The organism is Bacteroidota bacterium, from assembly GCA_016715425.1.
Classification (GTDB): Bacteria; Bacteroidota; Bacteroidia; order Chitinophagales; family BACL12; genus JADKAC01.
Genome location: JADKAC010000002.1, coordinates 628,933 through 644,080, shown reverse-complemented (window position 1 = coordinate 644,080; position 15,148 = coordinate 628,933). Strand labels below are relative to the sequence as shown.

Sequence of the window (15,148 nt, the reverse complement as noted above, 5' to 3'; positions counted from 1 at the left end):
TAATAAGCAGATGGATTAATTAAAAAAAATAATTATGACAAATAAATTTAAAACTGTTTCGCTTGACACAATGATTGATAAACATATTGGTAAGCTTGGTACTAAAAGACGAGATACCTTCGAAAACGAATTACGAATTGACTTATTAGGACAAGCAATTAAGCAAGCAAGACAAGAACGTAACTTGACACAAGAGCAATTAGGCGAGTTAGTGGGTGTGAAGAAAGCGCAAATTTCAAAAATTGAAAACAGCGTTAAGAATGCGAGATTTGAAACCATCCTAAAGGTGTTTAACGCATTAGGAGCCAAAGTAAATTTTAATGTTGAACTCAATAATTAATGATACTCAGTACCCGATACCCTTTAAATCAGTAACCAGAAATGAAATGATTAAACTGACAATATTTTTTTTAACTCGAAACCCGAAACTTGAAACTTTTTTAGTCAATGTAAAAGTCAATGGTCTAAGTTTTTTCGCAAACTGCCAATCGCCAACAGCCAATAATCAACAGTCAAATGTCAAAAGCACTTACCTGCTATCCGATACTTTTCTGTCTCAGCCGAGTCACTTGAAAAGGACTTGGCGTTAGTCTTATATAAATCTCTCACAAGCTTACCTAAAGTTAACTCCATGAGTATTTTTTTTGTCAATGTTCTATGTCAAATTTCAATGTCAAAAGAACAAACATTAACTTTCCATTCAAATGAAAATAATATACTTTCTCCTCCTTGTTTTTTTTGGTGCAAATACAATCTTATTTGCGCAATATAATCTTGTTCCTAACCCAAGTTTTGAAGATTATAATACTTGCCCTTCCAGTATTTCCGGTTTTGCTTATAGCAGCGATCTTACTGTGGATTTGTGGTATTCAGGGAGTGGTGGCTCATCCGATTATTTTAATGCATGTGCTGGTGCAGGTTCATGGGTAGGTGTGCCTGAAAATTTATTTGCAACAGATCAACCTGCGCATACCGGTGATGCTTATGGTGGGTTTTGGACAGACCTTTACGACGATGGCAGCTATGACTATCGTGAATATGTACAGGTACAATTATTAGAGCCGCTTGTTGCAGGTGAATGTTATTATGTGGAATTCTGGAGTGCGCCTGCAACACAATCAGATTTTTTCGGTGTATCACATGCAACTACAGATGCAATAGGTGCTTATTTAGATGCGGATAAAATTGGCTCTGAAGGAATTTCCGGTGTGCTGAGTGAAACACCACAGATTGATAATAATGCCTCAGGAAATTATATTGATCCACCCGGTGAGTGGACAAGAATTTGTGGATTTTTTGAAGCAGAAGGTGGTGAAGAATGGATTTGTATCGGCAACTTTCATGAGGATGATGAAACAGATGTAGTTGCTTATGAAGGTGGTTCATTAGATGCAACACCACTAGTATATTTATTTGTAGATGATGTGCTTGTTACTCCTGCGGATTCGCTTGCCGCCGCCTTTTTAAATGATACTATTGTTTGCGCTCCACTTACATTAAATGCACTCACTTGTGGTGATACATATTTATGGAGTACCGGCGAGACAACACCCAGTATTATTGTATATGAAACAGGTGATTATTGGGTGCAAATAGAAAGTAGTTGCGGTACTTTAAGTGATACTGCTGAAATTATTTTTGTGGTGGATACAGTGAATACAACCAACACGGATATTCATATTTGTTTTACTGAATTGCCTTATACAATTGAAGCATTTGGTGGTTATGATATTTATAATTGGAACACAGGTGAAACTACTTCCGAAATTGAAATTGATGAAGCCGGTACCTATTATCTTTCTGCTTATACTGAGTGTTCGCATTTTATAGATTCTTTTGTTGTGGATGTTACTGAGCCAATTAATATTGGTCTTGACCTCGGGCCTGATACATTAATTTGCGCAGCTACATGGTCGCTTACTTTAACTGCGCCTGCGGGTTATGATAGTTATGATTGGAACACAGGTGAAACCACAAATAGTATTGTTGTTTCTACTCCCGGAAATTATTCTGTTATTGTATATACTGAATGTGAAGTTTTCAATGATGCAATTACAATTACCACAGATCCGAATTTTGGAGAGACATTAAATCTCGGTGAAGATTTAGAATTATGTCCGCCGGCAGGTATCAGTAATTTTATTTTAGTTGCTACCGAAGACTTACCAAATTATAATTGGAATACCGGAGAAACAACACAAACAATTACTGTAAATCAAGCAGGTAATTATACAGTTACAAGTACATTACCATGCAGCATAATTTCAGATGATGTAACAGTTACATTATGCAACGAAATTTATGTACCTAATGCATTCACTCCGAATGGTGATGGCATAAATGATTTGTTTGAAATAATAATTGTTGATCCTTCAAGAATTTTATCCTTTACCATTTATAATCGATGGGGTGAATTAGTATTTGATGGAGGCGCAGGTGCATATCAATGGAATGGAAAGTATAATAATGAAGAAGCGGAAATGGGAATGTATGCTTATATTATTGTGTACTCCGATGCCAATGGTGAGAATGCAATTTTGCAGGGGGATGTAACGCTGGTGAGATAGGGGAATTTAGCTCTATCGGTTTGGTGTCCTCACCAACCGAAAAGAATGATATAATCATTAAAAGATTTTGCAAAAAAAATGCAGCATTAAATATCTTAATAATTTTAGATGATAGCCTAAGAAGATTTCGGTTGGTGAGGACACCAAACCGATAGGGAATTTCTACTTTCTTTTTATATCTTCATTCAATCGAAAAGAAAAAATGCAATAAGAGTTTCAAATAATAATTATTCTTTTTATACTTTTATAATGAATTATATAATTAAGATAAAATATGCGACTAATTAAAAATCACCCCATTATTTTAGGCTTGTTGTTAGTATTAAATCTTACAACAAATGCATTCGCTAATTCTGATTCAATAATTAAGAATTCCAATAATGATTCACAACATTATGAAATAATCATTGCATTAAATTGCAATGAATGTATCAACTGTTATTACGGCTCTCAGGATATATTTTCAGAATTGGATAAAACCACTACACTATTTATTGTATCAGGTTTACCCAAACGTGAAGTGCCTTATTTTTTTGAGGAAAAATTAAATCTGCAAAGCGAGAATTTACATTGGATTAAGAATGATTCCTTATTCAAATATTATTCAGATAAATACAATGGATTATCAGCTATATATTTATTGAAGAATGATGAAATAGTTTTTTCTTCAGATTTAAAGAATATAGACCGAATAAAATTGAATGAAGTTCTGCATTCCGGTTCATCACCAAAACTCATGGAAGCAGAAGAATGGGATATTTCTCATTTTGGTGGGGACGCAAATTCCTCAATTAATTTTCTAAATGCAGATACTCTTTTAATATATAATCCGGTAAGAAATAAAATATATCTGTATTCACTTAGCCTTAAAAAAATGATAAAGGTTTTTGATATTGGTGTGTATCCGGAAAATATAGAAGAATGGTTATTGTTAACCGAGTTGGAAGAGAATGATTTGGATTTTGCAAAGAATGATAAGGAAGCAAGTGAGTATATTAATTCGCTGAATCGCATAATTCCCGGGTCACCTTCTGTTACGGATAATTATGTGTTCATTCCCATCCAGATTCTGGCGTATGATATCATATTGAAAGAAGATAATGATACTATTGTTCAATTAAAATGGTATAGCTTTTTTTTGCAGTACGATAAGGAGTTACAGTTTATTGATCGCTATTCTTTCCCGTATCAATTCCCGGATTATCCGAATCATTTTAATCATTTAGGCAATGGTGATTTTTTAAACGACAGTATTTTATATATGAAAGCAAGTACACGGGTGAAGGATAGTATTATTGCAATTTATAAAATATTGCCTGGCAGCAAACCCGAATTAATTGGATTCCCTCCAATAGGTTACCCCGATCGTTTTCCTATGAAAGTTGGTGCTTATGGCAAAGTGTATTATTCCCAATTTTTTTCTGAAACAGAATATTTTTTTAAGGAGGAACCCATTTTATATAATAGCAATACAGAATCTTCGAAAGAATTTAGTGATTGGAAATATACACATATTGGTGATTCTACCAGAACCGGTTTTTGGGTAGAAAATATTTTTAAAATACATGATTTGTATTATGTGTTTGGTATAGAAAATAAATCTACAGCAATAAAAATTTATGACAGCAATTTCAATCTTATGCATTCTGAAGCCGTGATAGATAAACCCTATTTCTCAATCAGGTTAAATGGAAATACGTTTTACGGATTGGTTAGTGATGATGAATCAATTAGAATAAAGTCTTATACTTTAATTGATGAATGAAATTTGGTAAATAATCCATTTCATTTTATTCTGCATTTGCTAAAAAATACTTTCATCATCAAACCGGATATGTTTTCAGCCTATTATTTTTTCGTATCATAATCATATCTAATCGTATCAAATCGTATCATTTTTTGTTTGCAGGTACAGATGGTAATCGTATTTTTACGTATCAAATCGTATCAAAATGCATAACGAAGTATATAATTTTAAACTGAATATTGACTGGAAACTCATCAATGTAATCAGTGAAATAGACCGTTTTGATGCAAATTGGACAACCATTGAACGCAAAGAAGGTAAAAGCCTGAAGGAGTTAAAAAGTATTGCTACTGTGCGAAGCGTTGGTGCTTCAAACCGAATTGAAGGCAATACAATGAGTGATGAAGAGGTGGATGTGTTGATTAAGAAAATTGATATTACAAATCTTAGCGACAGAGATTCGCAGGAAGTTGTCGGCTACTTTGAAGTATTGGATTTGATATCAGAATCTTACAAAAGCATCAGGGTAACTGAAAGCTATATTAAAAGTTTACATAATAATTTGATGAAATACAGTGCTAAAGATGAATGGCATAAAGGTAATTTCAAGGTGCATAGCAATGCGGTAGAAGCTTCTTTTCCCGACGGTACAAAACAAGTTATTTTTAAAACCACCGAAGCAGGATTTGCTACCGAAGATGCGATAAGTAATTTACTCAATTGGTACAATTCCGAATCAGAAATACATCAGCTAATTAAAGTAGCAACTTTTGTTTATGAATTCTTAAGCATTCACCCTTTTCAAGATGGAAACGGTCGCTTGAGTCGTTTGATTACAACGCTTTTGTTGCTTCAAAACGGATATAAATGGATTCGATACGTGAGTTTTGAACACGAAATTGAAAACCGAAAAACCGAATATTATCAGGTGCTTAGAAGTTGTCAGGCGCAACGCCCTAATGAAGATGTAACCGTATGGGTACAGTTTTTTTTGAATTGCATGGCAAATATCCAAATGCAATTGATGTCGAAATTGGAAAAAAGTGGTATTGAAACACAGTTATCGCCTAAAGAAAAATTAATCTTTACGATTATTCAAAACCGACCATACATTCAGTCGGGGGAAATTGCTGAAAAATTGGCAATACCTGCACCAACCGTTAAACGTATTTTATCGGAGTTGTTCAATAAAGAATTGATTGAAAAACATGGAAGCGGACGCAATGTGAGTTATACAATAAAATAAAGAAAAGAAGATTTCTGTTGGTGGGACACCAACCGATAGGATTAAACACAATTATTTCCTCCCACTCATTTTTTTATACTGCTCCAGCATCACTAAAAAATCTGCACGATAACCATTTCTTTCATTACCGATTGCGCTTTCTGCTAATTGTGTTACCTGCGATAAATCAGCATTACTTTTAAATTTTGAATTTCGAATTATCAATCCAAATTCTGCAACTGCTGCTGACCATTTAAAATTTTCGCTTGCATTTGTATAAGCTTGATTGTTGTAATTTATTGAAGAGATAATTTCTTTATTCACTGATTGCTTTGCTGACTTTGGTTCTTTGTATTTAATATGCAGTTGTAACAATTCTTTATTGTCCGAATTTATTATTTCATCCGCAGGTATTACTTCATACAAAGCAGTAACAGTATGTCCTGCACCAATATCCCCGGCATCAGTTTTATTTTTATCAAATTCTGTATCTGTCAACATGCGATTTTCATAACCAATTAAACGATATGCTTTTGCAAACTGCTTATTAAATGTGGCTTCAATTTTTACATCTTTTGCTATTGAATATAATGTCGCTCCCATTTCTGTCACCAATACTTTTTCAGCATCATTCGCTGAACTTACATACGCATAATTGCCGTTGCCTTTGTCTGCTAAAATTTCCAATTTCCCATCTTGCAAATTATCCATACCATATCCGAGAGCAGTTAAATAAATTCCTGTTTTCTTTTTGCCTTCAATAAAATTTAATAAATCAGCATCCGAAGAAAAGCCCACATTAAAATCTCCATCGGTTGCCATAATCACTCTGTTGTTACCATCTTTAATAAAATATTTTTTTGCAACATCATAAGCCATTTTTAATCCTGCTCCTCCTGCTGTAGTTCCATCTGCTTGCAACTTGCCAATTGCTTTCATAATTGTTACACCATCATCACCCGAAATATTTTCTAACAACACACTTGCAGTATCACGATAAATAACAATAGATACTTTGTCTTTAGGTCTCAATTGTTTTACAAGTGTGCGAAAACTTTGTTTTACCAAAGGCAATTTATCACTGCTGCCCATACTGCCACTTACATCAATTAAAAAAACAAGATTAGAAGGCGGTAAACTTTCATTAATTATTTCTCTGCCTTGCAAACCAATATGCACTAATAAATGATTTGTATTCCAGGGACATTTTGCTGTTTCACTATAAACAGAAAACGCATCATCATTCGTCGGCATCGGATAATCGTAATCAAAATAATTCAGCATTTCTTCAATGCGCACTGCACCGGCAGGTGGTGTAATGCCATGCATAATCATACGACGAACAATTGTATAAAATGCCTGATCTACATCCGCAGAAAAAGTAGAATTTGGTTTATCATTTACCAATACAAAATCCTGTTCAGGAATAAACGGATAATACTGTCCTTTAAATTCTTCCTTTGGTTCATCGCTGTTTTTTGGTACATCAATAATGATTGCATACGCATACGGATTGGTAACAGGATCTGCCCAAATATGAATTGGTTCTGCAATCACTTCACCATCACTGATTGTAATATTTAATTGCGTAATCATGCCGGCTTCTATCTGCACATTTTTAATTTCATTATTCGCCAGACTGCCACCCTTCTTAGAAAACATTACATCGAATGTTGTCGGGTTCATATTATCATACATATACTTGCCACTTGCGTTTGTGCTTTGCACGGTTTTAATATTTCCGTTTTGCATCAGTATCACATTCACGCCACCGATTGCTTCACCCGTGTATGCATCTGTTATTTTTCCTTGTAAAATTCCGGTGGTGGGTTGTGCAAATAAAGTATTGTTTGAAAGAAATGTGCAACAGAAAAAAAGAATGTGTAATGCGGAAATTATTCTTTGAAAATATGGATGTGTTATTTGAATCATAGGTGAGCAGGATGTGATGAATTAATACATTGTGTGTTCCGTAAAACTTTATTATTGCCTGTTTTATTGTTTGAACATCTATTTTAGCAACATGAATTCTAACGCAGAAATATTTGATACAATCGTTCATCGTCGCAGATCCATGCGCATATTTGAAGCAGAAACATTTTTCGATCGTGATGCAGTTTTAAGAAGTATTCAAAGAGCAGTGCTTGCACCCAATAGCAGCAATATGCAAGTGTGGGAATTCTACCGCATCAGCAAACCGGAAATGATTCAACGCATTGCAAAATATGCTATGCATCAGCGGGCTGCATTAACTGCAAGAGAGTTAGTAGTAATTGTTGTGCGCAGAGATAAATGGAAGACTCGTGCAAAATATGTATTGGATCACAACGAAACCTATTATGCTGATAAACCTGAGCTTGCACATCGCATGCATCGCATTCGCAATTATTATGGCAAACTGATGCCGATGTATTATTTCCAGGATTGGTTTGGCTTGTGGGGATATTTAAAAAAATTAATTGTTTTTGTTGCATCTTTTTTTCGTCCGGTTGTGTGGCAGGTAAGTAAAAGTGATTTGAGAGTGGTGTGTCATAAAAGTGCTGCACTCGCTGCGCAAACTTTTATGCTGAGTATGACTGCAGAAGGTTATGATACTTGCCCGATGGAAGGATTTGATTCAGTGAAAGTGAAACGCTATTTAAAATTGCCGCATCATTGTGAAATCAATATGATTATTGGATGTGGTAAAGGCACGCAAAAAGGATTGTATAACGAACGTATTCGAGTACCGGAAAGCGATGTGATTTTTGATTTGTAATTGATTGTTGTACTTTAGAAAATAATTCATGCTCTCCTTCACAGCAATACTCCAAAAATTTGATAAGCAAGGTGAAAAAACCGGCTGGACATATATTGCTATTTCACAATTGGATGCGGAAAAATTATTACCCGGAAATAAAAAAAGTTTTCGTGTGAAAGGAAGTTTAGATAATTATACAATACAATATGTCGCATTACTTCCCATGGGTGACGGCAGTTTTATAATGGCAATAAATACAGAAATGCGAAAAGCAGTTGGCAAAAAGAAAGGTGCATCTATTGAAGTAACATTAGAATTAGACATGGCAGAAAAAAAACTCAGTAAAGATTTAATCACTTGCTTGCAGGAAGAACCAAAAGCATTGAAACAATTTCAATCGTTACAACCTTCACATCAAAAATATTTTTCTAATTGGATTGAATCTGCAAAAACAAATATCACACGAGATAAACGCATTGCAATGTCCGTAAATGCCATGTTAAATAAAATGGATTACGGCACAATGATTAGAGAGGAAAAATCTAAGAAGGATTTGTTGCGTTGATATAATTCTATAAAATAGATTGCAAAAAAAAATCCATCCCAATATTTATCGGGATGGATTTTTTAATTACAAATGAAAAATTAATCAAACACAACTACCATCTCAACACGTCTGTTTTTCTGACGTCCTTCCGGTGTTTTGTTGTCTGCAATTGGTTTTGTTTCTCCAAACCATTCATTGACAAATCTGTCGGCAGGAACTCCTTTATTTTCTAAATATTTAGCAGTTGCTAAAGTTCTGTTTTTAGAAAGCGTCATGTTCGATGCATCATTACCTACATCATCAGTATGTCCTGATATTTTCAACTTCCATGTCGGTCTTCTGATTAATAGATTTGCAAGACTATCTAAAGATTCATAAGAGGATTTGCGAATGATGGATTTACCAGTTTCAAATTCGAGATTGTCGAAAGCGAAATTTAAAATCTCCTGCTCTTCTTCTTTCAATACAGGACAACCATTATTAGAAATCTCACCGGGAGTTAACGGACATTTATCATCTCTGTCAATCACACCATCACCATCAGTATCTGAATATGGGCAACCATTATTTTCAGGAGGACCGGCAACTGTTGGACAAGCATCTGCTTCATCTTTTATTCCATCACCATCCGTATCTAAGAAGGGACATCCACCGTATTCTGCCTTTCCAAATTCATCTGGACAATTGTCTCTTATATCCGGCACGCCATCATTGTCTCTGTCGGGACAACCATTCAATGCAACTAATCCTGGTGTATCCGGACATTCATCCTGACTATCCATTACACCATCATTATCTCTGTCGGGGCAACCTCCTGTTTCAGCAGGGCCTGCAACGTCAGGGCATTTATCATCTATATCTGCAATGCCATCGCCATCTGTATCAGGGCAACCTTTAAATACTGCAGAACCCGCCACATCAGGACACCTGTCTTCTGTATCTGTAATGCCATCATTATCTCTGTCAGGACATCCCATTAAACTCCAAGGTCCGGGTTGATCAATACATTTATCCATATCATCAGAAACACCATCCATATCTCTGTCAGCAGGGGGGCCATCTTGCCATATTGGAAGCTTAATTCCGAAATAAATATTGGTGCCATAAGGATCATTAAATAAACCGGTAAATAAATTATTTACACCTGCATATATAAATGCGGCTCTTACACCTAAGCCCATATTAAAATCCTGAAATTGGTTGTATTGTATTGGCAACATAACGGAAAACCATTGATGCTCATAACGGGGCGTAATGCTATAGTTAGATAAATAATGTGCATTACCGGTTTCAGTGAAACTCTGATGTAAAGCAGTAAAAGTTGTAAGGTTCACATACAAACCCGCAATTACATTTACATCTGCCTGAAAGCTGAATGCCGTTGGTAATTTAATTATGAATTCAGTTTCATTATTTTCTCCTGCCGTCATTCCCTTGTCTGTTTCAATTCTGTTATTGATTGTATCTGCAAGGTTTACATAAGGTGGAAATCCTAAAGCAACATCTTCAATATTCATCCAGAAAGTATTCACCGGATACGTATTATCACCGAGATTAAATCTATCTAAATAATCAGGAGTGAATTCAGAAGTAAAATCGGTGCTATTATATGCTTTCTCATATTTCAATCTGCCTATATCTAAAATAGATGCACCCACACGCAATCTGTATTTGTTTTTATCTGCACGGTCAATATTAGTTTCACCATTCATATCATAGCGATATTTTTCATAGTCTGGCCTCCATTCATAAACCAATCCCAAATCAAGACCAAAGGAAGGCTTCGCAGTGAATTGATAATTCACATCGCTTGGGTATGCACTATTTGGTGCAGTACCCCAATTAAAATTATCAGACACACCCATGAAAGCATAAGGGGTATTCCAACTCATAGAATCCGCTTCTGTAGGATTGTTTCCCGGCGCACTGAAGTAATAATAAAAATCATCTGCCTGCATAGCAGCACCACCTAAACCCTGCACTAATTTCAAGGTAATACCTGTTTTTAAATAATGAGCACCGGTATTCATTATCTCTCTTGCATAGGTTAATCCGTAATCAGCAAAAATGTTATTTACCGCACGTATATCTTCATCATGATACCATGTATTCCAATAATCCGGATTTTTAAAATCATCATAGATGGAAACAGCAAGAGCTTCGCTCACATCATCCACATTTGCCATGTGACGAAATTTAGTTGTAAGACCTATTGCATTTTTAGAATTAATAGTTATCATAACAGATGGGCCTAATATAGTTTGATTGATAATGGCATTTTTATCCGAGCCATCTAATTCATCAATATATACATTGTTGTCAAACCAATTGTCTTCAGTAAATAAAGCAAAGGGATTTGTAATACCACTTGTTTTAAACCGCAACATATCATTATAGATATCGCTGTTAAGTCCAAACAGATTGATATCAATTTTCAAACGGCTGTCCACAATGGCAGCGGGTTGAAGCCCTGCCTGATTAATGCCCATGTAATTGTCATTCAGTGCAGGTAAAAAATCCTGTGCGAATGCGCCACCACTTAATTTCAGTAGAATACAAGTGGTGATATAATAATAGAGTAGAAGTTTTTTCATTGGTTATTGGGTTTAAAAGTGAAAGTTTAAGAAGGAAAGAACAGAATACTAAAGGATATATTGAGATGAATAAATCAAGGGTTACTTAATTATTCTATAAAAGTAATCTCTATATAAACACAAAGCAATAGCTGTCTTTAAAATTTAATATTTCCCATCTCAGCAGAACTCTTCCTTCCATATTAAATATATATTTCCTCCAAAACCTTGTGTACTTATATCTGAAGATTATTAACATGCCTCAGCAAAATATTATTCCACAAGTAATCAAGAAACCTATCCGGCTATTCCATTCCTAAAATATTATATTGCATCACTTACAAAATAGAGGGTAGTCAGCACATTCAAAAAATCATCTTTGCACTCTGGTATCAAGATAATTATAACTATTATTCATATGCCTTTAAAAACTCTGATAATACAGTTTTATTAAGGCAACAACTCATTAATAATTAAAGCCGTCTTATCCTTGCCTTTTATAACAATAAAATAATTTTTACAATAAAAAAAATGATTATGAAAAATTACATTACACTACTTTTTTGCTTAACCAGTCTGTCGCTTTTAGCACAACCTGTTATCACCAATGGTGATAATTTTCCCACAGATGGATTTACTTCACCTGTCAGTTTAGGAGCCCTTCCCGGTGGTGTTGGGGGACCCGGTGAAAACCTTACTTGGGATTTTTCCAGCTTATCACTTACTGAGATGGGTACACAATATTATGTAGATGCCTCAACCACACCTTTTATTGATTCATGGCCGGATGCAAATGCTTGTTTCAAGATTGTAACGCCACTTGGGTCTGCATTTTTTTATTGGGTAAACTCTGCCACTAAATTCGAACAGTTAGCCACTGGAATTACTTCCGGTCCCGGTTCAGGAAGTGATTATTCACCCAATATGACAACCATACTTGTCTTTCCATTTACATACGGGACATCTGTTGCTGATACGTATAAAAAAGTGGGTTATTCGGTAGATAATGTATTGGTTACTTATGATGCGTATGGTACTTTAATAATGCCTTATGCCACTTATGAAAATGTAGTGCGAGTTAAATATGAATATGATGATGGTTCGGATTATGCTTTCTGGTCCGTTAACCCACTGTTGCCTTTAATGACTTACAATTACGAAGAAAATTCCGTAACAGCTTTTGGCGTTGAAATCGTAACAGGAATTAATGAAACTATTACAGATGATGTGGCAGTATATCCCAACCCTGCAAGCGATATATTGAATATTACACTTAATTCCGGAACAGCAATGTTCAGTTTATATAATGCGTCAGGTGCAATGGTTGGCAATCAACAATTAGTGAACGGAGTCAATGCAATAAATACATCAACCTATCCGCAAGGAATTTATTTCTTTAATATACAAGGTGAAAATACATTTAAGTATGGCAGCATAGCAATTGAATAATAAATTTTGAAATGATTTTTAAAACCGCATTGTAAGATGCGGTTTTTTTATTTCTCAGCAGAATTCTTGCATCCATATTAAAAATAAATACCCCTGCGATAATAAATACTATTTTCTATAGAAATAACAAACTTTGAATAATTATAATTATCAGTTTAAGGTATAGATATTTGTAGCCTCCGAAAAATATTGAAAACAAAAATCTGGTTATATATCCTAACTTTCCGCTATGAATAATTCTAAAATGTATTTTCAACAAGCTACCTATGCTTTATTGTTTACGGCTCTGATTCTCGCTTTCCTTATTTTGGCAAAATCAGTGTTGGTACCGTTAATGATTTCCATATTACTTGCGCTGCTCTTTATACCTGTTTGTTCATGGATGGAAAATAAATTGCGATTCCCAAGAGCTACTTCAGCGGCACTTGTCGTTGTTGGTTCTTTGATATTAATAGTATCTATTCTAATGGGTTTTGTAAAACAAATTGTTTCTTTTAAACAAGATATGGAAGATTTTGATAGTAAATTCAGCAAAATGTTGCTACAGTTTAAAACATTTATTCAGGGATTAACCGGTACTGAATCTATGGCAGAAATTTCCAGTATGAGTGATGCTGTTGAAATGGTAATACAACAAAATACAGATCAGTTAGCCAGCAGTGTCTTTACTATTTTGGGTTCTGTTATCTGGTTTATTATTGTTCCCATTTTTATTTTTTTAATGTTGATTTACAGAGGGCACTTCAAACAGTTTTTGGTAATGTCGTTAAGTGTACAGCATCCGGAAGATGAAAAAAAGTTTGATGATGTGATTTCTAAAATTAAAAAGCTCGTGCAGTCTTATATATCAGGAATGTTTATAGTCATGCTGATCTTAGCAATTATTAATACAGGCATATTGTATTTATGCGGAATTGAGCATGCTATATTTTTCGGAATATTTGCTGCTTTATTAAATATAGTTCCTTATATAGGTCCCCAAGTAGGCGCTCTCACTGCGGCATTATATACGTTTATTACAAAAGATAATGCACTTCTTCCTCTCATTGTATATGGTGCATTTCAACTTGTACAGTTAATAGAAAGTAATATTCTAACCCCACGTATTGTTGGTCATAAGGTAAGTATCAATCCATTAATCACCATGCTTGCAATTATTATTGGTGGACTTATTTGGGATGTGGCCGGTATGATTCTTATTATTCCCGTACTCGCTATTCTCAAAGAAGTATTTATGTATATACCCAATATGCAACCATTTGCATTTTTAATTGGTAATGTTTCCACTGGCGACGATCGTGAAATGAAATTCGTAAGTAAGCAGTTTGAAAAGGTTGTCAATAAATTGCCCAAGAAAAACTAGTAATTAAAATACTTCAACAGGAAGTTCAGAGCAATTTTAATACATTAATTGTAGAATAATTACACTGATTGGTGTGTAATTATTTATACTTTAATACACTCATTTATTCTTATAACGATATAATTATTTATTTAAAACCTATTAGTATTTGAATTCATTATGTGTATTTGATTAGATATAATACAATTGGTTGTTTTTAGTGTAGAGATATTCCTTTGGCATGATATCTGAAAAATTGTCCCATCAAACAAATCATTAATTTATGAAAAGAATATTATTACAATTTGCAATTACATTTTTTGCTATTAGTGTTTTTGCGCAGCAAGGAACAACTGAGATCTCAACTAAAAATTCATGGTTAAAAGCAGGTGTATCTGCTGGTATTCCAATTGGAGATTTAAGTGATTACAACAATTTTATTTTGGGTTTAGATTTAAAAGGTCAAGTAATGGAAACACCGCATTTTGGTGTGGGATTAACCACCGGTTATAATCATTATTTTGCGAAAGATCAATTTGAAGATTTTGGTATTATACCTCTCGGACTTTTTATTAGAGTATATCCGAAATCAGAAGGTTTTTTTGCCGGGGCTGATGTAGGTTATAGTGTATTAACCGGAATCGAAAATGGTGAAGGTGGATATTTTGTAAAACCTCAAATTGGATTTCATAATTATTCGTGGAATTTCTTCGGATATTACAATGGAATATATCGCAGTGCAGATGTAGGTGGTAATATCAATAGTGTCGGAATTGGAGCAACCTATAATATCCGATTTAAATAATTGCAATTGTAAAACCAAAAACTTTTATTTTACTTAAAGTGAGGTAAATGATATTTTAAAATATTATTTACCTCACTTTTTTTTACTAAACTGTAATTTAATATTGAATTCAATTCGTCTATTACAGTCAGATTTATCTGACTGCATTAAAAA

The 15,148-nt window shown here is 34.3% G+C and carries 11 protein-coding genes; 9 read left to right on the top strand and 2 right to left on the bottom strand.

Annotation, left to right across the window (positions count from 1 at the left end; all coding sequences use genetic code 11):
* Positions 1-34: 34 nt before the first annotated feature.
* From IPN31_04505 to IPN31_04490, 4 genes are all read left to right on the top strand, one after another.
* The gene (locus IPN31_04505; protein MBK8681164.1) at positions 35-340 is read left to right on the top strand and encodes a helix-turn-helix transcriptional regulator; all 306 of its coding nucleotides are present in this window, start codon (positions 35-37) and stop codon (positions 338-340) included.
* A gap of 364 nt (positions 341-704) precedes the next feature.
* Entirely contained in the window at positions 705-2,567 is a 1,863-nt protein-coding gene (locus tag IPN31_04500) for a gliding motility-associated C-terminal domain-containing protein (protein ID MBK8681163.1), read from the top strand.
* 274 nt (positions 2,568-2,841) lie between these two features.
* A complete protein-coding gene (locus IPN31_04495; protein ID MBK8681162.1) occupies positions 2,842-4,332 on the top strand; it encodes a hypothetical protein in 1,491 nt (496 codons plus the stop codon).
* Between the two features lie 187 nt (positions 4,333-4,519).
* Complete coding sequence (locus IPN31_04490; GenBank protein ID MBK8681161.1) at positions 4,520-5,560, top strand: Fic family protein; 1,041 nt, start codon at positions 4,520-4,522, stop codon at positions 5,558-5,560.
* Between the two features lie 51 nt (positions 5,561-5,611).
* Here the strand turns inward: IPN31_04490 and IPN31_04485 are convergent, their stop codons facing one another.
* Positions 5,612-7,471, bottom strand: a complete 1,860-nt coding sequence (locus tag IPN31_04485) for a von Willebrand factor type A domain-containing protein (protein ID MBK8681160.1) — start codon at positions 7,469-7,471, stop codon at positions 5,612-5,614.
* A 91-nt stretch (positions 7,472-7,562) separates the two neighbouring features.
* Here IPN31_04485 and IPN31_04480 point away from each other — a divergent pair, with 91 nt between their 5' ends.
* Positions 7,563-8,297 (top strand): nitroreductase family protein, encoded by a 735-nt coding sequence (locus IPN31_04480; protein ID MBK8681159.1) that lies wholly within the window; start codon positions 7,563-7,565, stop codon positions 8,295-8,297.
* A 28-nt stretch (positions 8,298-8,325) separates the two neighbouring features.
* Positions 8,326-8,844, top strand: a complete 519-nt coding sequence (locus IPN31_04475) for a DUF1905 domain-containing protein (GenBank protein ID MBK8681158.1) — start codon at positions 8,326-8,328, stop codon at positions 8,842-8,844.
* A gap of 80 nt (positions 8,845-8,924) precedes the next feature.
* On the opposite strand, the gene IPN31_04470 is transcribed toward IPN31_04475, so the two are convergent.
* Positions 8,925-11,420, bottom strand: a complete 2,496-nt coding sequence (locus tag IPN31_04470) for an OmpA family protein (GenBank protein ID MBK8681157.1) — start codon at positions 11,418-11,420, stop codon at positions 8,925-8,927.
* 516 nt (positions 11,421-11,936) lie between these two features.
* Between IPN31_04470 and IPN31_04465 the strand changes: the two genes are divergently transcribed.
* The 3 genes from IPN31_04465 to IPN31_04455 all read left to right on the top strand — a co-directional run bounded on the left by IPN31_04465 (position 11,937) and on the right by IPN31_04455 (position 14,995).
* A complete protein-coding gene (locus IPN31_04465; protein ID MBK8681156.1) occupies positions 11,937-12,848 on the top strand; it encodes a T9SS type A sorting domain-containing protein in 912 nt (303 codons plus the stop codon).
* A 229-nt stretch (positions 12,849-13,077) separates the two neighbouring features.
* Positions 13,078-14,211: an AI-2E family transporter gene (locus IPN31_04460; GenBank protein ID MBK8681155.1), complete on the top strand. Its 1,134-nt coding sequence runs from the start codon at positions 13,078-13,080 to the stop codon at positions 14,209-14,211.
* Positions 14,212-14,473: 262 nt separating this feature from the next.
* Entirely contained in the window at positions 14,474-14,995 is a 522-nt protein-coding gene (locus IPN31_04455) for a hypothetical protein (protein ID MBK8681154.1), read from the top strand.
* The last annotated feature ends 153 nt before the right edge of the window (positions 14,996-15,148 follow it).

Bases quoted from the DNA above. Each gene is read 5' to 3' on its own strand.
- IPN31_04480 (MBK8681159.1), top strand. From the start codon at position 7,563: ATGAATTCTAACGCAGAAATATTTGATACAATCGTTCATCGTCGCAGA.
- IPN31_04460 (MBK8681155.1), top strand. From the start codon at position 13,078: ATGAATAATTCTAAAATGTATTTTCAACAAGCTACCTATGCTTTATTG.
- IPN31_04455 (MBK8681154.1), top strand. From the start codon at position 14,474: ATGAAAAGAATATTATTACAATTTGCAATTACATTTTTTGCTATTAGT.
- IPN31_04465 (MBK8681156.1), top strand. From the start codon at position 11,937: ATGAAAAATTACATTACACTACTTTTTTGCTTAACCAGTCTGTCGCTT.
- IPN31_04470 (MBK8681157.1), bottom strand. From the start codon at position 11,420: ATGAAAAAACTTCTACTCTATTATTATATCACCACTTGTATTCTACTG.
- IPN31_04485 (MBK8681160.1), bottom strand. From the start codon at position 7,471: ATGATTCAAATAACACATCCATATTTTCAAAGAATAATTTCCGCATTA.
- IPN31_04490 (MBK8681161.1), top strand. From the start codon at position 4,520: ATGCATAACGAAGTATATAATTTTAAACTGAATATTGACTGGAAACTC.
- IPN31_04495 (MBK8681162.1), top strand. From the start codon at position 2,842: ATGCGACTAATTAAAAATCACCCCATTATTTTAGGCTTGTTGTTAGTA.
- IPN31_04500 (MBK8681163.1), top strand. From the start codon at position 705: ATGAAAATAATATACTTTCTCCTCCTTGTTTTTTTTGGTGCAAATACA.
- IPN31_04505 (MBK8681164.1), top strand. From the start codon at position 35: ATGACAAATAAATTTAAAACTGTTTCGCTTGACACAATGATTGATAAA.
- IPN31_04475 (MBK8681158.1), top strand. From the start codon at position 8,326: ATGCTCTCCTTCACAGCAATACTCCAAAAATTTGATAAGCAAGGTGAA.